A 24383-nucleotide genomic window follows, 5' to 3' on the forward strand; every position below is an offset into this window, starting at 1 on the left:
CACGATCCGTCCGTAATGATTAACCGAACACCCCGAGAGGGTTCAGACATGCCCGAATGGGACACGGTACGATACGACTTTTCGGACGGCGTGGCGACCGTCACGGTGGACCGACCCGACCGACTCAACGCGCTGAACGTCGAGACGCTCCACGCGCTCCAGGAAGCGATTTCGGCGGCGGAGGCCGACGGTGCCCGCGCGCTCGTCCTGACGGGGGCTGGCGAGAAGGCGTTCATCGCCGGGGCCGACATCAGCTACATGCAGGACCTCTCGGTGACGGAGGCACAGGAGTACGCGGAATTGGGCCACGAGATCGCGGATTCACTGGAATCGTTCCCCGCGCCGGTCATCGCGGGCATCAACGGCTACACGTTCGGCGGCGGGTGCGAACTCGCGCTGGCGTGTGACCTCCGGGTGGCGAGTTCGAACGCGGTCATCGGCCAGACGGAGATCGATCTCGGCATCATTCCGGGATGGGGCGGCACACAGCGCCTCTCGCGCTTGGTCGGCGACGAACTGGCGCGACGGCTCATCTTCTTCGGGGAACGAATCGACGCCCAAGACGCCAACGAGATGGGGTTGGTGGGCGAGGTCGTCGCGCCCGACGAACTGGACGACCGTATCGACGAGATGGCGACCGACCTCGCGGAACGCCCGGCGTACGCCCTCCAAGCCGCGAAGGAGGCGATGAATCAGGTGCAGGAGGGAACCCAGTCGGCCGGACTGCGCTACGAGCGTCGGCTTTGGAGTTCGCTGTTCGGCACGCACGACCAGCGGGAAGGGATGGCCGCGTTCGTGGAGGACAGGGAGCCGGAGTTCGAATAACGACGAATAATAATCGGACGAAAGTACTGTTTTCTCAGTCCTGCGGCGTGGGCTTGGCACCCGAGGACGGTTGGACCTGTTCGACCTGCGTGTAGACGAGGACGGCACCGATGGCCGCGAGCACGCCGCCGATTTCGAACGGCACCGGGAAACCGAATTTGACGAGGAATCCCGACGAGAGCGGGCCGATGGCGGTGCCGAGACCGAACGCCATCGTCAGCAAGGAGAGTTGCGTTCCGGACTGGCCCTTGCGTGCGATGTCGCCCGCCAACGCGAGCGCCGGGGCGAACACCAACGCGCCCGCGACACCTTGGGCGAGTCGCGCGATGAGCATCTGCATCGGGGTGGTCACGAAGCCCTGTACGACCGTCGCGGGGACGAGCAGGACGAGGCCGACGACGATGAACTGGCGGCGGCCGTAGCGGTCGCTCGCGTGTCCGATGGGCGTCTGCAGGGCGACCTGCGCGAGGACGAACGCCGCGAACTCGAGGCCGAACCAGAGTTCGTTCTGGTCGAGTCGTTGGTTGATGGTCGTCTCCAGCGTCGAGATGAGGGCGATGCTGATGGCCATGAATAGCGAGGCGAGCGCGAGCGTGAAGATGGGGTCGAGACCGCCGCGCGAGTTCAGAATCGAGATGGAGAAGTCGTCGGCCGCCTCGGCGTCGGTCGATTCGGGGTCACTCACGAGGAGCGTGACGAGCAGGAAGCTGATGAGTGCCCCCGCCGAAGCGATGTAGAACGCGGCTTCGAAACCGGTGATGTCGATGCCTGCGAGGTGGTAGGGCCCTTGATGGACCAACGCACCGGCCGCAATCGGTCCCGCTCCGAACCCGAGCAGACGGAACGTGTTGAAGAGACCCATGTTCCCGCCCCGGTTCTCCTTCGACGCGAGGTCGTTGACGAGTGCGATGGTACACGGAATGGTGAACGCGACGCCGATTCCCTGCACCGCTCGGATGGCGATGAGAACCGGATAACTGCTCGCCAGCGAGTACGAGAAGTTAGTCAGCGCCAGAATCGCCAACCCGAGCAGGATGAACACCTTTCGGCGCTCGGATTTGTCCGAGAGATAGCCCGCAAACGGTTGGGTGAAACTGTTCAAGAACCCGAACAGGGAGAGGACGATACCGGTGATGGCCGTCGCGGTCAGCCCGAACGCATCGCCGGTAATCACCCCACTGGTGATGTAGAGCGGCAGGACGACGATGAGAAACGAGTTCCCGGCCGAGTCGGCCATCCGCGCTATCGCCAGCGCGAGGACTCGTCTGTCGATATCGAACATTCGATACGAAATATCGGCCGCACGGTGAAGACAGTTGTGATGGCGGCGGCCCTGACATGAATTCGCCACACCGTCGTATGCAGGAATTAGATGCCTTCTACCCGCGAATTATTCCCTACCGTGAGACGACAAAACCGTGGTTCGTGATAACATCTAAGCACGACCCGGCCGTCTATGTACCATGGCACAGAGAGTCAAGTATAACCGCGTCGAGACGGTGTTTCGGGAACTCTCCTATCCCATTCCGCGCGACGATGCGGCCGTGGAACTGGAAGACACGATCCTCGTGCTCGCCGAGGGCGAGAGGAATCTCGGGGAACTCATCGCCGAAACCGATCAGTCGGAGTACGAGTCCGCTCGCGACCTCGAAGCCGAGATCAACAACGTCCTGCCGAGGGAGGCGGTCGGCGAACCGTACCAATCAGAAGGCGAGGGCTGATTCAGTGGATGGGAAAAAGCACGCGACTTAAATGGCCGCGTTTGTTAGTCCGGGACAACAATGGAGTTCTGTGACGAGTGCGGTTCCATGATGAAAGCGAACGACGGGTTCTGGGTCTGCGGGAGCTGTGGTCACGAAACGCCGCGCGGCGACTCATCGGAGTACGTCATCACCGAGGACCAGGAAGCCAGCGAGATCATCGAGAGTGGCGGCGGCAGCAACGGCCTGCCCAAGACCAGCGCACGGTGTCCTAGCTGTGACAACGACGAGGCCTACTGGTACCTCCAACAGATTCGCTCGGCCGACGAGAGCGAAACCCGATTCTTCGTCTGTACCGAATGTGAACACAAGTGGCGCGAAGACGACCACTAACGGCGCGATTTTCCGGGAGTCGGTTCTCCCACACGGTTTCGACTGCGATAGAGAGGCTTCTGAGAAGGAGAGTACGAGTTCGATCCGTTCGGCATAAACGCCCGGCGGCGTTTCGGACCGTCGTCACAGCATCCGCACTCCCACGAACTCCGACTCATCACCGCCGCCGTCGAGGCCGTCCGTCAATCCTTAAGGCGAATCCCCACAACAGTTCAGGCAATGTTTGACGCGGACGACCTCGACAAAATCCGCCGGGGGAAAGACGAGTGGGAAGAAGAAACCCTCGACCCGACGCTGGAGCGCTTCGGCGAGCGAAAGGAGGAGTTCACGACCGACACGGACGGGCAGACGGTAGAACGCCTCTACACGCCGAACGACGTCGCCGACACGGAGTACGACGAGGACATCGGCTATCCGGGTGAAGACCCGTACACGCGCGGGGTCTACCCGACGATGTACCGGGGGCGGTTGTGGACGATGCGCCAGTACGCCGGGTTCGGAACGGCGGAGGAGACCAACGAGCGCTATCACTACCTCATCGACAACGGCCAGACGGGGCTGTCGGTGGCGTTCGACCTGCCGACCCAGATGGGGTACACGTCGGACGACGAGATGTCGGCCGGGGAAGTCGGGAAGTCGGGCGTCGCCATCGACTCGCTGGCGGACATGGAGACGCTGTTCGACGGGATTCCGCTGGACGAGGTGAGCACGTCGATGACCATCAACGCGCCCGCGTCGGTGCTGCTGGCGATGTACATCGCGGTCGGCGACGAACAAGGCGTTCCGCGGGAGGAACTCAGGGGAACGATTCAGAACGACCTGCTCAAGGAGTACATCGCGCGGAACACGTACATCTACCCGCCCGAACCGTCGATGCGCATCATCACGGACATCTTCGAGTTCTGTGCCGAGGAGGTGCCGAAGTTCAACACCATCTCGATTTCGGGCTACCACGTCCGCGAGGCGGGCGCGACGGCGGCACAGGAACTGGCATTCACGCTCGGCGACGGTATCGAGTACGTCGAGGCGGCACTCGACGCCGGGTTGGACGTGGACGACTTCGCGCCACAGCTTTCGTTCTTCTTCAACGCGCACAACGACATTCTGGAGGAAGTGTCGAAGTTCCGCGCCGCGCGGCGCATGTGGGCGAAAATCATGGAGGAGCGTTTCGGCGCGGAGTCCGAGAAATCCAAACAATTGAAATTCCACACCCAGACGGCGGGGTCGACGCTGGCCGCCCAGCAGATCGAGAACAACGTCGTCCGTGTGGCGTACCAGGCGCTCGCGGCGGTGCTTGGCGGCACGCAGAGCCTGCACACGAACGGGAAGGACGAGGCGCTGGCGCTCCCGACCGAAGAGAGCGTGCGAACCGCGCTCCGCACCCAGCAGATTCTGGCCCACGAGAGCGGCGTGGCGGACACCATCGACCCGCTGGCCGGGAGTTACTACGTCGAGGCGCTCACGGACGACTTGGAAGAAGAGGCGTTCGACCTGCTCGACACCATCGACGAGAAGGGCGGCATGCGCTCGGCCATCGAGAGCCAGTGGGTCCAGCGGCAGATTCAGGACGTGGCCTACGACCGCCAGCAGGAGATCGAGGCGGGCGAGCGAACCATCGTCGGCGTCAACGAATTCGAGGTGGACGAGGAGGCCGAGATAGACGTTCAGGAGGTGACCGCCGAAGACGAACGCCGTCAGATCGAGAACCTGAGCGAGGTTCGGGACGAACGGGACGACGAGGCGGTCGAGGAAACGCTCGCCGCGCTCCGCGACGCGGCGGAGGGTGACGACAACCTCCTCCCGTACATCGTGGACGCGGTGAAGGCCTACGCCACCGTCGGCGAGATCTGTAACGTGCTCCGGGACGTGTTCGGCGAGTACCGGCCGGGCACGGCGATTTAATCGGGCGAGTCGAACCCCCTCGACCCGTTCGAAAAGTGCTTGCTGAGTACCTCCTCAGTCGAGGTCGTCGGGCGAGAACGAGGAGGTGATGATCAAATCGGTGTACTCGCAGGTCTCGTGGCGAACCCGCTTGAGTTCCCGATAGGTATCGTCGTTGTACCACTCCTCGGCGGCTTCGACGGACGGGAATTCGAGGACGACGGTCAAGGAGTGGTCCCAGTCGCCTTCTATCACGTCGATGTCGGTCGATCCGACGAGTACCTCGCCATCGTGGTCCGCAACCGTCTCCCCGGCAGCGGGGAGGTACTCGTCCATGAAGCGGTCCACGTCGGTTATTCCGTCGACGGCGATAACGTATCCCTTTCGTTGCGTATCGTGAGACATCCTTTTTTCCCCACCGTCGGCCGATACCGAACTCCTCGGTCCGACGGACGCATACCATGACAACAACTGTCACGATGAACGTATGGGGTACGGTCGGCCTGATTCGAGGAGAATGGGGAACGTGGTTCGCCGCTCAGACGTACTCCAACAACGCGTCGATGTCGTCCTCGGTATTGAAGACGTGTACCGAGGCGCGAACGGAGTTCTCCGGATACGGAAGCGGGCGAATACGAACGTCCTCGTCGGCGAGGCGTTCGACGAACAGTTCGGGGTCGTCCACCTCGAACGTCACCAACCCGGATTCGTACTCGCGTGGGCTGAGCAACCGAACGCCGTCGGCGGCGACGAGTCCGTCCTTGAGTCGGGCGGTCAGTTCACGGATTCGACCCTCGATGGTTTCGTAGCCCAGTTCCTCGATGACCGAGATCGCTTCACCCAGTCCGGCGTACGGAGCGGGCGAGACGGTACCGACTTCGAGTCGGCGCGCACCGGGTCCGTAGGAGAACGCATCCGCGTCGGGGTCTTCGACGCTTCGGTAGCCGATGTGTGCGGGTTCGAGGCCGGTTTCCGCCCCGTCCCGGACGAAGCAGAATCCCGCGCCGAACGGACCCAGCAACCATTTGTGCCCCGCTCCGGCGACGAAGTCAGCGCCCCATTCGGTCACGTCGGTCGCCATCTGCCCCGGACACTGCACCGCATCCACGAGGACGAGCGCCCCCGCGTCGTGCGCGATGGACGTGAGTTCCTCGACCGGGAGCATCGTCCCGTGCGTCCACGTCAATGCACTGAAACAGAGGAGTTTCGCGCCCGCGACCGCGTCCTTGATGGCGTCGGTATCGAGTCGCCCGTTCTCGCTCGCGAGGGTTCGAGTCTCGACGCCGTGCCCTTCCAACCGCTTCCACGGGAGGATTCCCGCCGAGTGTTCGAGGTCGGTCCGAACGACCGTATCTCCCTCTTCCCAGTCGAGTGCGGCCGCGATCCGGTTGATGCCATCGGTCGTGCTCTGCGTGAGCGCTATCTCGTCCGCCGACGCGCCGAGGTGGTCGGCGACGGTTTCCCGCGTTCGGTCGAGTACGTCGAACGCCATCGGGTACATCCCCTCCGCGGCCGAGGCCTCGTACTCGTGGCGTTCCAGACAGGATTCGGCTGCTTCGACGACGCGAGTTGGACTGGGACCGCTCGCGCCCGTGTTCATGTACGTCGTGCGGTTCAATACTGGAATCTCCGAACGAAGCTCCGTCGGCGTCATGGACCGATTCACGAAGCGAGGCGTGATAGTGGCTTTGTTGGCGGAAATCACGCCGAGCGGGTTCCCGGAACCGGCTATCGAACGGCGCTCGGACGGCCATCGAACGGTGCTCGGGCGGCCATCGGACGGCGCTCGAACGGCGATTTCATCGAAGTTATCCGCTCCCGGAATGAGAATAGGATATGCAAATCGACCATATCGGTATCGCAACCGACGACGCCGCGGAACTCGCCGAGACCTACGAGGCGCTGTTCGACGCCCCGGTCGTCCACGAGGAGGAGTTCGACGGGATGTCCGTCGTCTTCCTCGACTTCGACGGGAGTTACTTCGAACTGCTCGAACCGCTCGAAGACGGCACGATTGCGCGGTACCTCGAACGGAACGGACCCGGAATTCACCACGTCGCGCTCGAAACCGACGACATCGAGGGCGCGCTCGAAACGGCCCGCGACCACGGCGTTTCCCTCATCGACGAGGAACCGCGACTCGGCGCGTGGGGTCACGACGTGGCGTTCCTCCACCCGAAATCGACGGGCTGCGTGCTGGTGGAGTACGTCGAACACTAAGACAACTCGTCAGAACCAGTCGGCGGCGCGCAGTCCGTGGGGGCAAATCCCCGAGTACAGATCCGACAGAATATCCACTCGATGAGGACGGTACCCGACATAACGAACCGAGCGGTGTCATCGGCAGCCTTTTCTCTCGATTTTCCGAAATGAAACTCGTTGACCATGTCGATTTACCGTTCACGGGCGGGGCGACAGGTTCTCGAACAGGCATACTGGGACGCCGTCGAACACCTAGAAGTCGAAGTGGAAGAACGAGTGGTCGAGACGCGTCACGGTTCGACCCACGTTCTCGTCGCCGGACCGGCGGACGGAAAACCCGTCGTCGTTTTCCACGGTGGAAACGCGACCAACCCGATGTCGCTCGCCTGGTACACCGATTTGGCGGACGAGTATCGACTGATCGCACCGGATATCATCGGACAACCGGGAAAGAGCGCCGAGACGAGAGTCGACCCACAGGGGGACGACTACGGGGAGTGGGTCGTCGACCTCTTGGACGCCTTCGAACTCCGGTCGGCCCCGATGATGGGAACGTCGTATGGTGGCGGCGTCCTGCTGCGGGCGGCGGCGTTCGCACCGGAGCGAATCGAACGCGCCGCCCTGGTCGTTCCGGCCGGATTCGGAACGGGGTCGGTCGTGTCGCTGCTGCGCGTCAGTCTCCCGGCCGTGCTCTATCACGTGTTCCCGAACGAGTGGCTGTTGGAGCGAACGCTCGGCGAATTGTGCAGCGAGAAGCCGAATCGAGTGGTTCGGACCACCATCGCCGCTTCGCTACGGCATCTGAAACTCGAAAACGAGTTTCCCGAGGTGGATGCATCGGAACTCGACGCTTTCGATGCGCCGGTCGCACTGTTCGTCGCCGAGGACGACGTGTTCTTTCCGGCGGCGACGACGATACCCCGTGCCCGTGAACTGATTCCCAACCTCGTGCACACCGAAACGCTGCCGGGAGAGAGCCACATGCTGTCGTCGACCGCTCAGCGTCGAGTTACCGACACCATCCGCGAGTTCTTCGACGGCTGACTGCGCGTATCGATGGCTCTCCGGACACGACGACGAAACGGTAACGAATACGAGTGGGTTTTCGAGGGCTAGAAACCTTCCGAAGCGAATCCCGACGACTACTTGAAGCGGAACGTTTCCAGGTTCTTCGGCGCGAACGTTCGGATGTTGAACTCGTGGTAGAGCGACGAGGAGAGGTCCTGGGTCGAACTCTCGTCACCGTGAACACAGAGGACCTTCTCGGGTCGCGGGTTCATCGTCTTGACGAAGTTCATCAGACCGGCGCGGTCGGCGTGGCCGGAGAAGCCGTCGACCGTTTCCACGTCGAGTTTGAGGTTGAGCGTCTTGCTCCGGTTGCCGCGTCCGTTGAGCGGGATTTCGTCCCATCCGCTCTGGATACGGCGTCCGAGGGTACCCTGTGCCTGGTAGCCGACGAACACCATCCTGCTGTCCGGGTCCGGACCGATGTGTTCGAGCCACGACATGATGGGGCCGCCGGTGACCATCCCGGACGTCGAGAGGATGATACATTGGTCGCCGTCCGCCACGTCCTGTCGTTCCTCCTCGCCGCCGTCGATGTGGTTGAACTGCGGCGCGAGGAACGGGTTCTCGTTCTCGTGGAAGATGCGGTCCCGGAGATCATCACGCAGGTACTCGGGGTACGTCGTGTGAATCGCCGTCGCCTCCCAGATCATCCCGTCGAGGTGGACGGGCATCTCCGGGATGTCGCCGTTTCGCATCGCCTCTTCGATGACGAGCATCATCTCCTGTGAACGGCCGACCGCGAACGCGGGGATGACGACCTTGCCGCCTCTCTCGTACGTCTCGTTGATGACCCGCTTGAGTTTCTCCTCGGAATCCTTCTGGTCGGTCTGGTAGTCGTTGCGACCACCGTACGTCGATTCGAGGATGAGCGTCTCGACGCGGGGGAAGTCGTTCACCGCGCCGTTGAACAGGCGCGTGTCGTCGTAGTGGATGTCGCCCGAGAACGCCACGTTGTACAGTCCGTCGCCGATGTGGAAGTGCGTGACCGAGGAGCCGAGAATGTGGCCCGCGTTGTGGAACGTGAGTTTCACGTCGGGGGCGATGTCGGTCACGTCGCCGTATTCGAGCGGGATGGTGTGTTTGAGCGCTTCCCGAACCATCTCGCTCTCGTACGGTGGGACGCGGCCTTCCTTGGCGGCCACGTCGAGGTAGTCGAGTTGGAGCAGGCCCATCAGGTCGCGGGTCGGCTCCGTCGTGTAGATCGGGCCGTCGTAACCGTATTTGAACAGGAGCGGGATGAGCGCGCTGTGGTCCAAGTGAGCGTGGGTGAGCACCACCGCGTCGATGGTGGCCGCACCCGCACCGAGCGCCTCCTCGACTTGGAGGTACGGCACGTCGTCGGAACCTGGTTTGTCACCGCAGTCGATGAGGATACGCGTCTCGGGCGTCGAGAGGATGAAGCTCGCGCGTCCGACTTCTCGGCAGCAACCGAGCGTCGTGATGCGAACCCACTCCTCGTTGCTCATCTCCTCGCGGTGGATCTGGCGACCGACCTTCTCCAGGATGTTGCGGCGGTCGTCGCGTTCCTGTTTCAGGAAGTTCCTGACGTTGGAGACCGTCGAGGATTCGATGGGCGGCGTTCGAACGACTTCCGGCGTCCAGCCGACTTCCTGTGTGATTTCTCGGAGCGTACTGCCGTGTTTGCCGATGACCATTCCGGGTTTTTCGGCTTGAATGACGACTTCGCCGGTATCGGCGTGGAAATCGAGGTCGGTAACGCCCGCTTCCTCGGGGATAACGTCGAGGATTTCGCTACGAGCCGTATCGGGGCGCGAAAGAACGTCGGGGTCGGGACGAACCGTGATGCGCTTTCGCAGTTGGCTCGCCAACTTTCGGATGAGGTCGCCGTTGCGCGCGAACTTCTTCGGGTCACGCGTGTAGACGACGAGTTCCGGTCCTTCGTATTTGACGTCAGATACCGAAATGTCGCTCGGGAGTTCGCTCGTGATCGTTGCTTTGAGGTCTTCGAGTTGTTGCTCTACTTTACTCATGGTGAAAACAGTCCGCTTCGTCCGTTGAGAGAGCGAATGCTGTCGGTCCGGCGTATTTTGGATTGCCGCAGACGGCGGGGAAAACCACCGTGTTCACTACGACGTATACAGCACAGCATAGATTGTCTCGCTTGTTCTGCGGGATTGTCGGATACGCATGAATGCGCATAATGTGGTCCCGGTCTCCGAAAGCAATCTGCTCATGGATGACACAGGAAAACCCGCTTATCACCCACTAAACGGTGTGGTTATAAAAGCTTTCTCAAAACTCCTAAAGTGATCCTACACGACAGGTCCCCTATGCAACTCTCACCCGCCACGGTCGCCGACGAGTACGAATGGGTCCGCGAGCGGACCGAAGTCGTGGCGCTCATCAACGACGTTCGAGCGAACCTCGGCGAAGCGTTCGGAACGGACGTCGATTCGGTGTCTGAATCCCAGTATCGGACCGAGGTGGACGCCATCTTCGCCGACGGGGACCTCGCCGTGAACGTCGCCGCGCTCGTCGCCCTCCTCCGCGACCTCGACGTACAGGAGGACTATCCCGGGTTCGTCGTGGACGAACTCCTCGGCCGGGAACTCGCCGGGATGATCGCCGGGAATCAACCGTTCCGACTGCTCGGGGAAGCCACGTTCCACTACGCGGACATCATGCACCATCTGGACGACGAGGAAGCGGGCAGGGACGACTTGGACGCCGCCCTCGCCGCCGGGTTTCAGACGCGACTGCCGGGGTGGGATTGGACGGAGGGAGAGAGTCCGTTTTCGGTCGATTAAGCGTCGGTGTTGACCCGGAAAAAGCGCCCGCCGAGTGCGAGGTCGAAGCCGAACAGGCCTATCGTGAGTGCGCCCACGATGCCCACGAACAGCATCCACAATCCGTCATCGACGCCGCTGAACAGAAACAGCGACGCGAGACAGACGTACCCCGCACCGGCGAGACGATACCATTCGACGCCCCACGGCAGGTCGAAACTCGACAGGATCAACAGCACGCCAGCGGCGAGGGCAATACAGAACTGCACCAGTTGGCCCGTCGCGGACAGTTCCTGTAGTCCGAAAACGGCGACCAACCCGACGTTGGCTACCAGCACGAACAACCCGAGCCACTTGTACCACCGTCTCGTCTCGCCTGTCGGTGCGGCCTCGATCGGAATTCTCATGCCTATTTGTTGGATAATTGAATTCAAAAAGGTTCACTCCTCCTGTCGTCGATTCGAAATCTTCAGTACGATTCCCTGACAGCAGAAGATATGCAACCCGCGACGCTCTGTTACCCGATTCGGGGCGACGAAATCCTCCTCATCCGCAAGAAGCGCGGCCTCGGCGAGGGTAAACTCGTCGGACCGGGCGGGAAAGTCGAGGATGGCGAAACGCCCCGCGAAGCCGCGGTACGGGAGGTCCGAGAGGAGGTTCGCGTCTCCGTCGAGAACCCGACCAAGGTCGGCGAGTTCGAGTTCGTCTTCGGGGAGCAGTCGGAGATGTTCGTCCACGTCTTCCGCGCCGAAGAGTTTTCGGGGACACCGCGGGAGACCGAAGAGGCAGACCCGGGATGGTTCGACGTCGATGAGATGCCCTACGACGAGATGTGGGAGGACGACCGCCTTTGGATGCCGTCTCTGTTGTCAGGCGAGACGTTTTCGGGGTGGTTCCGGTTCGACGAGGACGGGGACGAGATGGTGGAAGAGGAGTTGGAGACCGGCGTGGAGTTTTGAGAGACGAGTTGAGGATTTAGCGGAGAGATCGTTTGGATATGAATCCGGTTTTGTTGTGATTGCAGTAGCCGAGAGGACCACCTCACTACCTCGAAATCCCCTACCCGCTCCAAACAGAGGCGTTTGGTACTTCTTCGATTGCAACGACTGGGGAGCAGACCATCTCGAAAGTCCCCGCCCGCTCGCTACGCACAGAAGTGTTTGGTTGGCGTGTGATTGGAGTCGCTGAGAAACAGACCGCTTCGAAAGCCCCCGCCCGCTCGCGGTTGCTGTGCAGGATATCCGCTCTCCGCACAACTCGCGGATAGGGCCTGCACAGCAACCACGTAAACGCGAGCGGGCGGCCCCTTTCATCCCCGCGAGGAACGAGCGGGGAGTTGAAAGACGAAGTCTTTCAGAAATCCCACCCAGACACCGCAACCGCACCGCTTGCTCGCGGGCCGTGCCCGCTCGCTTGCGAGGTTCCGGAGGAACCTCGTCTGCCACACGCCTCCCCAACCGATTCCTCCGGTCGCTTTGCTCCCTCCGTCATCCCTCGCACGATTTTTCCGAGACGGGTCGGCCAGTGGTTCGGCCGACCCGTCTCGTCAGCGCGCGCCACTCGGTTGGACGGGGTGGCCGATACTGACCAACTACACGGCGCGCGAACGGCGCACGACAGTGCGCCCGCGCGAGGGATGAGTGAGCGACGCAGGAGCGAGGGAATCGGTTGGGGAGGTGTGTGGTGCAGGGCGTCGGCGGTCGCGGTGCGGTCTCATTGCCGCTCGGTAATTGTGATCGCAGAAAATCCAGGTACTTCTGTTCGAAGCAAACTGGCAGGGATTTTTAGAACCATCGTCTCAGTAGTTCTTCTCTCATTTCAATCAACCTCTGCTCCGAGACCCTTCATCTCCCCGTGTCGTTGCTTCAGGAGATTTAAGAGCGCATCCGGACTGGGTAGGAGTAATGAGCAACGACGATCAGGAACTCGGCATCACCGAGTCCAAATCGTACAGTCCCGGCGACTGGTACGCCGAAGTGGTTCTGAAAGCGGGTCTCGCCGACTACGCGCCGATGGGCGGGTTCATCGTGACCCGACCGCGCGGCTACGCCCTCTGGGAGGGCCTGCAGGACCGCCTCGACGGCTGGTTCAAGGAGACGGGTGCGCAGAACGCCTACTTCCCCGCGCTCATCCCCGAGAGCTACCTCGAACGCGAGAGCGACATCGTGGAAGGGTTCGACCCGGAAGTCGCGTGGGTGACCCACGGCGGCCACGACGAACTCGACGAGCGCCTCGCGTTCCGCCCCACCAGCGAGAGCATCATCACGCCGTTCATGAGCCAGTGGGTCCGGAGTCACCGCGACCTGCCGCTCCGACTCAACCAGTGGTGTAGCGTGATCCGATGGGAAGCGACGGACACGAAGCCGTTCTTCCGCACGAAGGAGTTCCTCTGGCAGGAGGGTCACACCGCCCACGAGACCCGCGACGAGGCGTGGGACGAGACGATGACCCGACTCGACCAGTACCAGCGCGTCTTCGAGGAGGTGCTGGCGATTCCGGTCATGCCCGGCCGCAAACCCGAACACGACAAGTTCCCCGGAGCGGACACCACGACGACCGTCGAGGCGCTCATGCCCGACGGCAAGTCGGTGCAGGGTGCGACGAGCCACTACCTCGGGCAGGGCTTCGCGGAGGCGTACGACCTCTACTTCACCGACGAGAACGAAGAGGAGCGCGTGGCCCACACTACCTCGTGGGGACTGTCGTGGCGTGCCCTCGGCGCGCTCATCATGACCCACAGCGACGAGCAGGGCTTCGTCTGCCCGCCCACACTCGCGCCCGAGCAGGTCGTCATCGTCCCCATCTGGCAGGAGGAGAACCGCGAGGAAGTGCTCTCGTACGCCGAGGGCATCGCGGAGGACCTCGAAGACGCGGGCGTCCGCGTCGAACTCGACGACCGCGACGAGCGCAACCCCGGATTCAAGTTCAACGAGTGGGAGCTCAAGGGCGTCCCCGTCCGCTTCGAAATCGGCCCACACGAGGTCGAAGACGACGAGATCACGGTCGTTCACCGCCCCGACGGCGAGAACGTCGTGGAGGACCGCGCGGGCATCGCCGAAACCGTCCAGGACCACTTCGACGTCGTGTTCGACAAGATGTACGAGGCGGCGGAGGAGAACCTGGAGGAGAACGTCCGCGAGGCGGACTCGCGGGCCGACATCCTCGGCACCATCGGCCAGCACGGCGGCTACGTGAAGACCGCGTGGTGTGGCGACGAGGACTGTGAGACGGAGATCAAGGACCAGATTTCGGCGGAAATCGTCATGGTGCCACTCGACCGAGACGAGGAACCCTGCGGCGACGAGTGTTCCATCTGCGGCGACGAAGCGGAGGAGACGGCGTACTTCGCGAAGTCGTACTGAACCGGACGCTACTTTTTCGGCGACCGACACACCGACCGTGACATGTGAACCTTGGATTAGATAGTCCCGTGCGTGTAAGCAGTTACCATGCCGAAGTACGTCACGCTCGACGACACGTACGAAACGACCCGCGAGAACTTCTCGTGGGACCTGCCCGAGTCGTTCAACATCGCGGACGACCTGCTCCGGAAGCACGACGACCCGAAGGGGTCGGTGGCGCTGTTCCAAGCGTACCCCGACGGGCGGCGGGAGACGTACACGTTCCACGACATCGACGTGCTGTCGAACCGCGTTGCGAACGCCCTCTCGAACCTCGGCGTCGGGTTCGGCGACCGGGTAGCGGTCGCCGTTCCGCAGAAACCGGCGAACCCCATCACCCATCTGGCGTGCTGGAAACTCGGCGCGATATCGATACCGCTGTCGGTGCTGTTCGGGTCCGAGTCGCTCGGCTACCGACTCGACGACAGCGGCGCGTTGGTCGCCGTGGTGGACGCATCGGTCAGACCGACGCTCGCGGACGTCCGGGACGACTGTCCGAACCTCGACCACGTCGTCGAGGTGGACGGCGACGCCGAGGGTGATGCAATCGACTTCGAGGACCTCCTCCGAGATGGCGGGCGCTCGTTCGAACTCGCGGAGACGACGCCGGAAACGCCCGCAATCGTCATGTACACGAGCGGGAGCACCGGGCCGCCGAAAGGTGCGCTCCACGGACACCACGTCTGGGTCGGCCACTGCCCGACGTACTCGATGGTGTTCGAACGGGACGTGGTCGGGAAGACGGTGGCGTGGACGCCCGCCGATTGGGCGTGGATCGGCGCGCTCGGCGACCTGCTGTATCCGTCGTGGCACTACGGCCGCCCCGTCGTCGGCTATCCGATGGGGAAGTTCGACGCCGAGGAGGCGTTCGAAATCGCGGAGGAGTTCGGCGTCACGGACGCGTTCATCCCGCCGACGGCCATCCGCATGATGATGGAGGTGTCCGACCCGACCGACGCCTACGACCTCGACCTCGATTCCATCAGCACCGGCGGCGAACCGCTGACCCCGGAAATCCTCGCGTGGGCCGAGGAGGAACTGGCGGGCGTCACGGTGAACGAACTGTACGGCCAGACGGAGGCGAACCTGCTGGTCGCCAACTGTCACGACTGGTTCGAGGCGAAACCGGGGAGCATGGGAAAACCCGTACCGGGCCACGACGTCGCCATCGTAGACCCCGAGACGGGGACGGAACTACCCCGCGGCGAGGTCGGCCAGATAGCGGTTCGAAACCCCACCGAACCGGCGATATTCGAGGAGTACTGGAACGAACCGGAGAGGACCGAGTCGGTTCGGGTCGGAGACTGGCACCTCACCGGAGACCTCGCGGTGCAGGACGAGGACGATTACATCTGGTTCAAATCGCGCGACGACGACCTCATCATCACCAGCGGCTACCGGGTCGGTCCCGGCGAAATCGAGAAGGCAATTCTCGAACACCCGTCCGTCGAACAGGTGGGCGTCGTCGGTATCCCGGACGGAACGCGCGGCGAGATAATCGCGGCGTTCGTCCAACCCACCTCCGGCGTCGATGGGGACGATTCGCTCAGGGAGGAGATACGCACCCTCGTCCGGAACGACCTCGCGGCGTACGAGTATCCCCGTCGAATCGAGTTCGTCTCCGAACTCCCGCAGACGACGACCGGTAAGATTCAGCGCACGGATTTGCGGGAGCGAACGACCGAGGAGTAGGCAGTTCGCCGCTATTGAGATTCATTCGCATACGTATCGATCAGACCGCTACGGTCGGGAATTATAAACCGTTTATACCGCAGACCGGATTTTCCCCGCCAAGCGGCCGCTTATCGTTGTGATGAGCGGCCACGACTACAACAATGGTTTCGAGTCCAACGTTCGACGATGAAGTGGCACACGAGCGAATCGACGCCGACGAGTGGGAGGAAATCTACGTCGTCGGGGACGTTCACGGCTGTCTGCCGGAACTCGAATCGCTTCTCGAAGAACTGTCGCCGACCGACGACGACCTCGTGGTGTTCGTCGGCGACCTGATTCGTAAAGGACCGGACAGTCTCGGCGTCGTCGAGTTGGTGCAGGAGCACGACAACTTCCGGTCGATTCGGGGTAACAACGAGCAGAAACTCCTCGACGGGGACGTCGAACTGGACGAGTTCGGCGAGGACGAAATCGAGTTCGTCCGGGAGTTCCCGGCGGCGATTTCGTGGGAGGACGCGCTCGTCGTTCACGGCGGGGTGGACCCGCGAAAGCCGCTTTCCGAGCACTCCGTGGACGACCTCGAAACGACGCGTTCGATGGACCCGGACGGAAGCTACGACCGGCCGTTCTGGTTCGAGCGGTACGACGGGCCGCAACGGGTGTTCTTCGGTCACACCGTGCTCGAACGGCCGGTGAACGCGAATGGGCCGTCGGTCTCGATACGGGGTGTGTCTACGGCGGGGAACTCACCGCGTACGATTATCGGCGGGACGAGTTCGTCACACAGGAATCGTTGCGAACGGACGCGGACAGAAGCGACGACTCCATCGTCACTCCACAGTCCCCGCACTCCCAGTAATCCCCACCGCCCTCCGCGAGTAGTCATGTCACAACACGAGTTACCGGACGACGGCGACGACGAATCGGGAGCCGAAAACGCGGATATCGACCTCGGTGACCCGCGATACTACCTCAACCGTGAGTTGAGCCAACTCGAATTCCAGAAGCGAGTGCTCCACGAAGCGATAGACGAACGCAACCCGCTGCTGGAGCGCGTGAAGTTTCTCGCCATCTTCACGACGAACATGGACGAGTTCTTCCGCAAGCGGGTCGGCGGTCTGAAACAGCAGATGGCGGCGGACGTCACGGAACTCTCGCCCGACGGCCGGACGCCGGAGGAGCAGATAGACGAAATCCTCGACGTGACACACGACATGTTTCGTCGCCAGTCGGCTTGTTACCGGGACGTGATTCACGACGAACTCGCGGCGGCGGGAATCGACATCGTGTCGTACGATTCGCTTTCGTCGGCGGAACGCGACGACCTTCGGGAGTACTTCGAGCAGTCGGTATTACCGACGCTCACGCCGCTGACGTTCGACCCGGCACACCCGTTTCCGTTCATCTCCAACTTGAGCCTCTCGCTCGCGGTGTTGACCCGCCGGGACGGGGACTCGGAGCCGACGTTTTCGCGCGTGAAGATTCCGCGAAATCGGCCGCGTCTCGTGAGAATCGGGGACGAACCACGTTTCGTCCCCCTGGAAGACGTCATCAGGTCGAACCTCGACCTGCTGTTTCCGAGCACCGAAATCATCGACCATTCGACGTTCCGCGTCACCCGAAACGCGGAGGTCGGGAAGGACGAGGAGGTCGCCGAGGACCTCATCGACATGATAGAGACGGTGTTGCGGGAACGGCGGTTCGCCACCGTCGTCCGTCTCGAAATCGAGGAGGGGATGCCCGACGCGGTTCGGGACCTCCTGATGGAACAGTTGGACGTGGACGAGCGCGAGGTCTTCGAACTACCGGGACCGCTGGATTTCCGCGATTTTATGGATCTGACCGACCTCGACAGGCCCGAGTTGAAGACCGCGCCGTGGACGCCACAACCCCATCCACGACTCACCAGCGGCGTGCCAGACGAACGAGTGGACGTCTTCGAGGAGATTCGGCGAAACGACGTGCTCGTGCACCATCCGTACCACTCCTTCGAGGACACCGTCCAGAAGTTCCTGAGTCAGGCCGCAACTGACCCCGACGTGCTCGCCATCAAACTCTCCATCTACCGAACCGCGAGCGATTCGAGGTGGTCCAGAGCCTCATCGAGGCGGCGAGAAACGGCAAGCAGGTGGCGGTGATGGTCGAACTCAAGGCTCGATTCGACGAGGAGAACAACATCGAGTGGGGGAAGAAACTGGAGGAGGAGGGGATTCACGTCGCCTACGGGACCATCGGCTACAAGACACACAGCAAGACCGCGCTCGTCGTCCGCGAGGAGGAAGACGGCGTCCGGTTGTACTCGCACATCGCAACCGGGAACTACCACTCGGAGACGGCGAAGACGTACACCGACCTCGGATTGTTGACCGCCGACCGAAAGATCGGGCAGGACCTGAGCGCCCTGTTCAACTTCTTCACCGGCCACACCCACCACGAGGAGTACCGAAAACTGCTCATCGCGCCGGGGAACATGCGCGAGCGGTTTACGGAGGCGATTCGAAACGAGACGGCACTGGCCCGCGAGGGCAAGGACGGACGAATCGTCGTCAAGATGAATTCGCTCGAAGATCCGAAAATCGTCGAGGAGTTGTATCGCGCGGCGATGGACGGCGTCGATATCGACCTCATCGTCCGGGACATCTGTCGGCTTCGACCTGGCGTGGACGGACTGAGTGAGACGGTCGACGTCTACAGCGTCGTCGGTCGGTTTCTGGAACACTCCCGGATCTTCTATTTCGGTAACGACGGCGACCCGGACTACTACATCGGTTCGGCCGACTGGATGACCAGAAACCTCGACAACCGAGTCGAAACCATCGCGCCGGTGCGGGATTCGACGCTTCGGGAGGAACTCTCGACCATCCTCGAAACCATGCTCGTCGACAATCGACGCTGTTGGGAGATGGAGTCCGATGGGGGCTATCACCAACGGCGACCGGGCGAGGACGAACCGACGGTGGACACACACGAGATTCTGATGCGACGGGCGAATAGGACGAACGATTCGTAGCCTCCCCGAACGTCCATCGGTTGCCGAACACGTTTTCCCGCACTGCAAATATTCACAAAGTTATTTATATAATATGATATAAAAGAGAGGTAGATGACGGTGGGGAAGCGGGTAATATACGAAAAGTTGCGTATTTTGTGATAATAATATCAAATATCATATGTTGGAATCCGTAGGATCACCATTCAACCAATGCAGGAATCGTTAGCAAAGTTTTAGAAACCCGGCTACAATCGGTTAGATATGACCGAAGTCAATCTAGACGAAAAAGACTTTAAAATCCTTCAATGGCTCGACAGAGAGGGAGATATCGACGTCGACGAAGTGAGTGATGAACTCGGTATCAGTACCTCTACCGTGTACTATCGACTAGACAAGTATCGAAAACAGGGAATCCTCGCGGGAACCGTCTCGAAACTCGACGCGCGGGAGCTCGGTCTGGAGCTCACCGTCATCAGCGAGATCAAGAGCGACTATGGCCCCGGATACGACGAAATCGGCGAGTGTCTCACGGACATCTCCGGCGTCCAAACGGTATATTTCATGCTCGGGGAGAAGTCGTTCACCGTCATCGCTCACCTGCGTGACCACGACCACCTACAGGAGTACATCGACGACATCATCCACACCGATGGGGTCGAACATTCCTCGACGCAGATCGCACTTCGAACCTTCAAGGACGAATCGAGACTCCTCGTCAACTACGACGACGAGGATTTGATGGCGCTCATCGAGAGCGAATAGAACGAAAAGAACGAAAAGAACCGCATTGACTATTTGTAGAGACAACACGTATATGGAGATATTTCGCCTCTTGTTCACCATACTATCCCCTTTAGTTCCAGTTACAGCCCTTTCTATCACACGTTCGTCCAATATATAAGGAACACATATTGACAATAGCACACCCTTTCCCCTTCAGGAGAAACCTCTTATGTGTGTTTGTCATGCGCTCGCATATGACTGACTTCCTCGCCGATCCGACCGACCAGCGGTCGAACTGCGGTGTCGGTGTCGTAATGGACCTCGACGCCCACACCAGCCACGAAATCGTAACCGACGGCCTATCGCTACTCGCCAACCTCGAACATCGCGGTACGACGGGCGCAGAATCGAACACCGGGGACGGTGCCGGAATCCTCGTTCAACGACCGGACGCCTTCTTCGCGGTCGAACTCGGCACCGACCTGCCGGAGACGTACGCCATCGGCCAACTGTTCCTTCCGCAGGACGACGAACTCCGCGCCGAACTGAAAGAAACCGTCGAGGACGTGCTCCAGGCGGAGGGCGTGAGCGTCTTCGACTGGCGAACGGTACCGACGGAGAACGAAGATTTGGGGGCGACGGCGCTCGACTCGGAACCCGTCATCGAACAGTGTTTCGTCGCACCGGGCGAGGAGATGGACGTCGAGGAGTTCGACCGGACGCTGTACGTCGCCCGGCGCGCACTGGAGAACACCGTCGCGGCGCGCGAGGACGCGGAGAAATTCTACGTCTGCTCGCTCGACCGGAAGACGCTCGTGTACAAGGGGCTGCTCAAGGGTGACCAACTGGGCGGTTACTTCCCCGACCTCCGGGACGAACTGTTCGAATCGTCCCTCGCCCTGGTTCACGCACGGTTTTCGACGAACACGCTCGGCGCGTGGCGACTCGCCCACCCCTACCGCCGCGTCATCCACAACGGCGAGATAAACACGATTCAGGGGAACGGCAACTGGATGGCGGCGCGCGAGACGGACCTCGAAAGCGACGTGCTCGGCGACGACATCGACCGAATCACGCCGGTGACGACGCTCGACCAGAGCGACACGGCGGTCGTGGACAACGTCCTCGAACTCCTCATGCAGGACGAACGGGAACTCCCCCACGCCCTCCGAATGTTGGTGCCCGAAGCGTGGCGCGATAGAACCGACGGCGACCGGAACGCGTGGTACGACTTTCACGCCTCCCTCATCGAACCGTGGGACGGCCCGGTGCTCGTCGCCGCGACGGACGGCGACCGCGTCGGTGCCGTGCTCGACCGGAACGGCCTGCGTCCGTGCCGCTACGACGTGACGACCGACAACCGACTCGTGATGGCCAGCGAGGCCGGAGCGCTCGACCTCGAACCGGACGAAGTCGTCGAGCGGGGTCGCCTCAAGCCGGGACAGCTATTCCTCGCGGACCCCGAGCAGGGCGGTCTCGTCTCGGACGAGGACGTGTTCGACGACCTGACCGACGAGAAGTACGCCGAGTGGGTCGCCGAGGAGCAAGTTCGACTGGACGAGGAAACGGATTCGGACTGGGACGGCCCCTCGGAGCTTGAGGACTTCCTCGACGAGGACGATATCGGTTCGGGTGACTCCTCCCCGCTCCGCGCCCGGCAAGCCGTCTGGGGGTACACCCACGACGAACTGAGCGAACTCCTCGAACCGATGGCCCGGGGGGGCAAGGACCCGGTGGGGTCGATGGGCGACGACACGCCGCTGTCCGTCCTGTCGGACTTCGACCGACCGCTGTTCTCGTACTTCAAACAGTTGTTCGCACAGGTGACGAACCCGCCTATCGACTACATCCGCGAGGAACTGGTGACGAGCCTCGAAACCCGTCTCGGTCGCCAGCGGAACCTCCTCGACGAATCGCCCGCCCACGCACGGCAACTCGTCCTCGATTCGCCCGTGCTGACCGACGAGGAACTGGCGGGCGTGAAAGGGACGGACTTCCCGACCGAAGTCGTCGACATCACCTTCGACGCCGATGGCGACCTCGAAACGGCGGTCGCACGGGTGCGCGAGGAGGCGAAGGACGCGGTCGAATCGGGTGCCGAAATCGTCGTGCTCTCGGACAAGGCGACGACGACCGACAGGGTTCCGATTCCCTCCCTGCTCGCCACGAGCGCGGTCCACCATCACCTCGTGCGCGAGGGACTGCGAACCAGGACCGGTCTCGTCGTGGAGTCGGGCGATCCGAGAACGGTTCACCACCTCTCCACGCTCGTCGGCTACGGCGCGGGTGCGGTGAACCCGTACCTCGCCTACCGGACCATCTCTGATCTGGTGGCCGGGCCGGACGGCGCTGACGAGGGCGAAGCCATCGACAAGTACGTCACGGCACTGGAGAAGGGCCTGCTGAAGACGATGGCGAAGATGGGTATCTCGACGGTCGAGAGCTACCGCGGTGCCCAAATTTTCGAGGCGGTCGGTCTGAACGGCGAGTTCGTCGAGGAGTACTTCGCCGGGACGGAGAACCGCACCGAAGGCATCGGCGTCGAGGAGATAGAGGACGACGTGCGCGAACGCCACGAGGCGGCGTTCGACGACCCCGAAATGGCACGAAAGGGCGAGTACGAACACCGCTCGAACGGAATCCACCACCAGTGGAACCCGAAATCCGTCGGTGCGCTCCAGCGCGCCGTTCGGAAGAACGACGTCGAGGAGTACGAGACGTTCGCCGAGGGCATAAACGACCAGCAGGGGACGCTCCAGACGCTCCGCGGGTTGCTCGAATTCGACACCGAAGCGCGCGAGTCGATTCCCGTCGAGGAGGTCGAACCCGTCGAGGACATCGTCACCCGCTTCTCGACGGCGGCGATGAGCCTCGGATCGCTCTCACCCGAGATGCACGAGAACAACGCCATCGCAATGGACCGAATCGGCGGCAAGTCCAACACCGGCGAGGGCGGCGAACCGCCGGAGCGGTTCGACACCGAGCGCGAGTGTTCGGTAAAACAAGTCGCGAGCGCGCGGTTCGGCGTCACGAGTCGCTACCTGCAATCGGCCGACGAAGTGCAGATCAAGATGGCTCAAGGGTCGAAGCCCGGTGAAGGCGGCCACCTCCCCGGAAAGAAGGTGAACGAGATGATCGCTCACGTCCGCCACGCGACGCCGGGCGTCGGCCTCATCTCGCCGCCGCCACAGCACGACATCTACAGCATCGAGGACCTGAAACAGCTCATCTACGACCTGAAGGCGGGAAGCGACGGGTCGGAGGTCAACGTGAAGCTCGTCTCGGAGGCGGGCGTCGGCACCGTCGCGGCCGGGGTCGCCAAGGCCAAGGCCGACGTGGTCCACATTTCGGGGCACTCCGGCGGCACCGGCGCGAGTCCGCGGACGTCCATCAAGAACGCGGGCCTGCCGTGGGAACTCGGTCTCGCCGAGGCGAACCAGATGCTCCGGCAGACCGGCCTTCGCTCGCGCATCCGCGTCAGCGTCGATGGCGGCCTGAAGACCGGGCGCGACGTGGCCGTCGCGGCCCTCCTCGGCGCGGAGGAGTACGCGTTCGGGACGGCGAGCCTGGTCACCAGCGGCTGTGTGATGGCGCGTAACTGCCACGAGAACACCTGTCCGGTCGGCATCGCCACGCAGGACGAGGACCTCCGGGCGCGGTTCCCCGGCGAACCCGACCACGTCATCAACTACATGGTCTTCATCGCCGAGGAACTCCGGGAGATCATGGCCGAACTCGGCTTCGAGACCATCGAGGAGATGGTTGGACGCGTCGAACTGCTCCGCCAGCGCGAGACCGACCACCCGAAGGCGCGCAGTCTCGACCTCTCGCGCGTTCTCGCCGAACCGACGGGCGACGGTCGTACCAAAACGCAGGAACAGGATCACGAGTTGGACGACCACATCGACCACGACTTGCTCGATGCGGCGCGACCGGCCATCGAGGACGGCGAATCGGTCGAACTCGAACGCACGATTTCGAACCAAGACCGATCCATCGGCGCGATGCTCTCGGGTCGAATCTCGGCGGTCCACGGCGAGGCGGGGCTACCGGACGGGTCCGTCACCTGCCACTTCGACGGCTACGCGGGACAGAGCTTCGGCGCGTTCGCCCAGTCCGGTCTCGACCTGTTCCTGACGGGCGCGGCCAACGACTACGTCGGGAAAGGTCTCTCCGGCGGACGACTCGTGGTCGATACGCCGACGGAAGCCACGTACGACGCGACCGACATCGTGATCGGCAACGTCGCGCTGTACGGCGCGACCGAGGGCGAACTGTACGTCAACGGCGTCGCGGGCGAGCGCTTCGCCGTCCGGAACAGTGGCGCCAAGGCGGTCGTCGAGGGCGTCGGCGACCACGGGTGTGAGTACATGACCGGCGGCGTCGCCGTCGTCCTCGGCGAGACGGGCGAGAACTTCGCCGCCGGGATGACCGGTGGCGTTGCCTACGTGCTCGACGACGGCCAAAACGATGCGTTCCGGGAGCGCGTCAACGACGAGACCGTGACGCTCTCGTCGGATTTGGACGAGCGCGACGAACAGGTCGTTCGGCGGTTGGTCGAGAACCACGCCGCCGCGACCGGGAGCGAAACGGCGCTGTCGCTGTTGGAGGAGTGGGACTCCGTCTCGTTCGTGAAAGTCATGCCCGATGCGTACCGGCAGGCTATCGAGGAAGGGAAGGAGGACGTTCGCACGTCGCCACCCCGTCCGGTGCCCGCGGCCCGTCGGTCCTCGGGGTTTCGCGTCCCGTCTGACGACTGAAAAAGGGAGTTCGACTT

At 62.4% G+C, this 24383-nt stretch carries 18 protein-coding genes and 2 pseudogenes; 14 read left to right on the plus strand and 6 right to left on the minus strand.

The window, feature by feature from the left end; all coding sequences use genetic code 11:
• The first annotated feature begins 48 nt into the window (after positions 1–48).
• Positions 49–825 carry an enoyl-CoA hydratase/isomerase family protein gene (locus A4G99_RS12475; RefSeq protein WP_066144023.1) on the plus strand — a complete coding sequence of 259 codons (777 nt, stop codon included), beginning with the start codon at positions 49–51 and terminating at the stop codon, positions 823–825.
• A 34-nt stretch (positions 826–859) separates the two neighbouring features.
• Here the strand turns inward: A4G99_RS12475 and A4G99_RS12480 are convergent, their stop codons facing one another.
• Positions 860–2107: an MFS transporter gene (locus A4G99_RS12480; RefSeq protein ID WP_066144026.1), complete on the minus strand. Its 1248-nt coding sequence runs from the start codon at positions 2105–2107 to the stop codon at positions 860–862.
• Positions 2108–2288: 181 nt separating this feature from the next.
• Here A4G99_RS12480 and A4G99_RS12485 point away from each other — a divergent pair, with 181 nt between their 5' ends.
• From A4G99_RS12485 to A4G99_RS12495, 3 genes are all read left to right on the plus strand, one after another.
• On the plus strand, positions 2289–2546 hold the full coding sequence (locus A4G99_RS12485; protein ID WP_066144029.1) for a hypothetical protein: 258 nt from the start codon (positions 2289–2291) through the stop codon (positions 2544–2546).
• Between the two features lie 60 nt (positions 2547–2606).
• Positions 2607–2918 carry a transcription factor S gene (locus tag A4G99_RS12490; protein WP_066144032.1) on the plus strand — a complete coding sequence of 104 codons (312 nt, stop codon included), beginning with the start codon at positions 2607–2609 and terminating at the stop codon, positions 2916–2918.
• Between the two features lie 219 nt (positions 2919–3137).
• On the plus strand, positions 3138–4820 hold the full coding sequence (locus A4G99_RS12495) for a methylmalonyl-CoA mutase (protein ID WP_066144035.1): 1683 nt from the start codon (positions 3138–3140) through the stop codon (positions 4818–4820).
• A gap of 54 nt (positions 4821–4874) precedes the next feature.
• Here the strand turns inward: A4G99_RS12495 and A4G99_RS12500 are convergent, their stop codons facing one another.
• Positions 4875–5204, minus strand: a complete 330-nt coding sequence (locus tag A4G99_RS12500; protein ID WP_066144038.1) for a DUF1330 domain-containing protein — start codon at positions 5202–5204, stop codon at positions 4875–4877.
• Positions 5205–5337: 133 nt separating this feature from the next.
• Positions 5338–6453: an aminotransferase class V-fold PLP-dependent enzyme gene (locus A4G99_RS12505; protein WP_066144041.1), complete on the minus strand. Its 1116-nt coding sequence runs from the start codon at positions 6451–6453 to the stop codon at positions 5338–5340.
• Between the two features lie 182 nt (positions 6454–6635).
• On the opposite strand from A4G99_RS12505, the gene mce reads away from it, so the two are divergent.
• Together mce and A4G99_RS12515 are read left to right on the plus strand one after the other, a co-directional pair.
• The gene (mce, locus tag A4G99_RS12510) at positions 6636–7019 is read left to right on the plus strand and encodes a methylmalonyl-CoA epimerase (protein ID WP_066144044.1); all 384 of its coding nucleotides are present in this window, start codon (positions 6636–6638) and stop codon (positions 7017–7019) included.
• A 165-nt stretch (positions 7020–7184) separates the two neighbouring features.
• On the plus strand, positions 7185–8045 hold the full coding sequence (locus A4G99_RS12515) for an alpha/beta fold hydrolase (RefSeq protein ID WP_066144047.1): 861 nt from the start codon (positions 7185–7187) through the stop codon (positions 8043–8045).
• A gap of 98 nt (positions 8046–8143) precedes the next feature.
• On the opposite strand, the gene A4G99_RS12520 is transcribed toward A4G99_RS12515, so the two are convergent.
• Positions 8144–10060 (minus strand): beta-CASP ribonuclease aCPSF1, encoded by a 1917-nt coding sequence (locus A4G99_RS12520; RefSeq protein ID WP_066144050.1) that lies wholly within the window; start codon positions 10058–10060, stop codon positions 8144–8146.
• Positions 10061–10360: 300 nt separating this feature from the next.
• Between A4G99_RS12520 and A4G99_RS12525 the strand changes: the two genes are divergently transcribed.
• Entirely contained in the window at positions 10361–10837 is a 477-nt protein-coding gene (locus tag A4G99_RS12525) for a hypothetical protein (protein WP_066144052.1), read from the plus strand.
• On the opposite strand, the gene A4G99_RS12530 is transcribed toward A4G99_RS12525, so the two are convergent.
• Complete coding sequence (locus tag A4G99_RS12530) at positions 10834–11223, minus strand: hypothetical protein (RefSeq protein ID WP_066144055.1); 390 nt, start codon at positions 11221–11223, stop codon at positions 10834–10836. The two genes, A4G99_RS12525 and A4G99_RS12530, sit on opposite strands and share 4 nt — an antisense overlap.
• Positions 11224–11313: 90 nt before the next feature.
• Between A4G99_RS12530 and A4G99_RS12535 the strand changes: the two genes are divergently transcribed.
• Positions 11314–11775 (plus strand): 8-oxo-dGTP diphosphatase, encoded by a 462-nt coding sequence (locus A4G99_RS12535; protein WP_066144058.1) that lies wholly within the window; start codon positions 11314–11316, stop codon positions 11773–11775.
• A 394-nt stretch (positions 11776–12169) separates the two neighbouring features.
• On the opposite strand, the gene A4G99_RS25205 is transcribed toward A4G99_RS12535, so the two are convergent.
• Positions 12170–12376, minus strand: a complete 207-nt coding sequence (locus tag A4G99_RS25205; RefSeq protein ID WP_150123101.1) for a hypothetical protein — start codon at positions 12374–12376, stop codon at positions 12170–12172.
• 344 nt (positions 12377–12720) lie between these two features.
• On the opposite strand from A4G99_RS25205, the gene proS reads away from it, so the two are divergent.
• The 6 genes and pseudogenes from proS (at position 12721) to gltB (ending at position 24366) form a co-directional block, all read left to right on the plus strand.
• Positions 12721–14178 (plus strand): proline--tRNA ligase, encoded by a 1458-nt coding sequence (gene proS, locus A4G99_RS12540; RefSeq protein WP_066144061.1) that lies wholly within the window; start codon positions 12721–12723, stop codon positions 14176–14178.
• 87 nt (positions 14179–14265) lie between these two features.
• Positions 14266–15909 carry an AMP-binding protein gene (locus tag A4G99_RS12545; RefSeq protein WP_066144064.1) on the plus strand — a complete coding sequence of 548 codons (1644 nt, stop codon included), beginning with the start codon at positions 14266–14268 and terminating at the stop codon, positions 15907–15909.
• A 143-nt stretch (positions 15910–16052) separates the two neighbouring features.
• Positions 16053–16750, plus strand: a pseudogene (locus tag A4G99_RS24410) (metallophosphoesterase family protein).
• Positions 16751–16775: 25 nt separating this feature from the next.
• Positions 16776–18901: pseudogene (gene ppk1 / locus A4G99_RS12550) on the plus strand (polyphosphate kinase 1).
• A gap of 243 nt (positions 18902–19144) precedes the next feature.
• Positions 19145–19645, plus strand: coding sequence for an Lrp/AsnC family transcriptional regulator (locus tag A4G99_RS12555; protein ID WP_066144067.1), 501 nt, complete (start codon positions 19145–19147; stop codon positions 19643–19645).
• Positions 19646–19860: 215 nt separating this feature from the next.
• Complete coding sequence (gltB, locus tag A4G99_RS12560) at positions 19861–24366, plus strand: glutamate synthase large subunit (protein ID WP_066144070.1); 4506 nt, start codon at positions 19861–19863, stop codon at positions 24364–24366.
• Positions 24367–24383 lie beyond the last annotated feature (17 nt).

The organism is Haladaptatus sp. R4, from assembly GCF_001625445.1.
Taxonomy (GTDB): domain Archaea; phylum Halobacteriota; class Halobacteria; order Halobacteriales; family Haladaptataceae; genus Haladaptatus.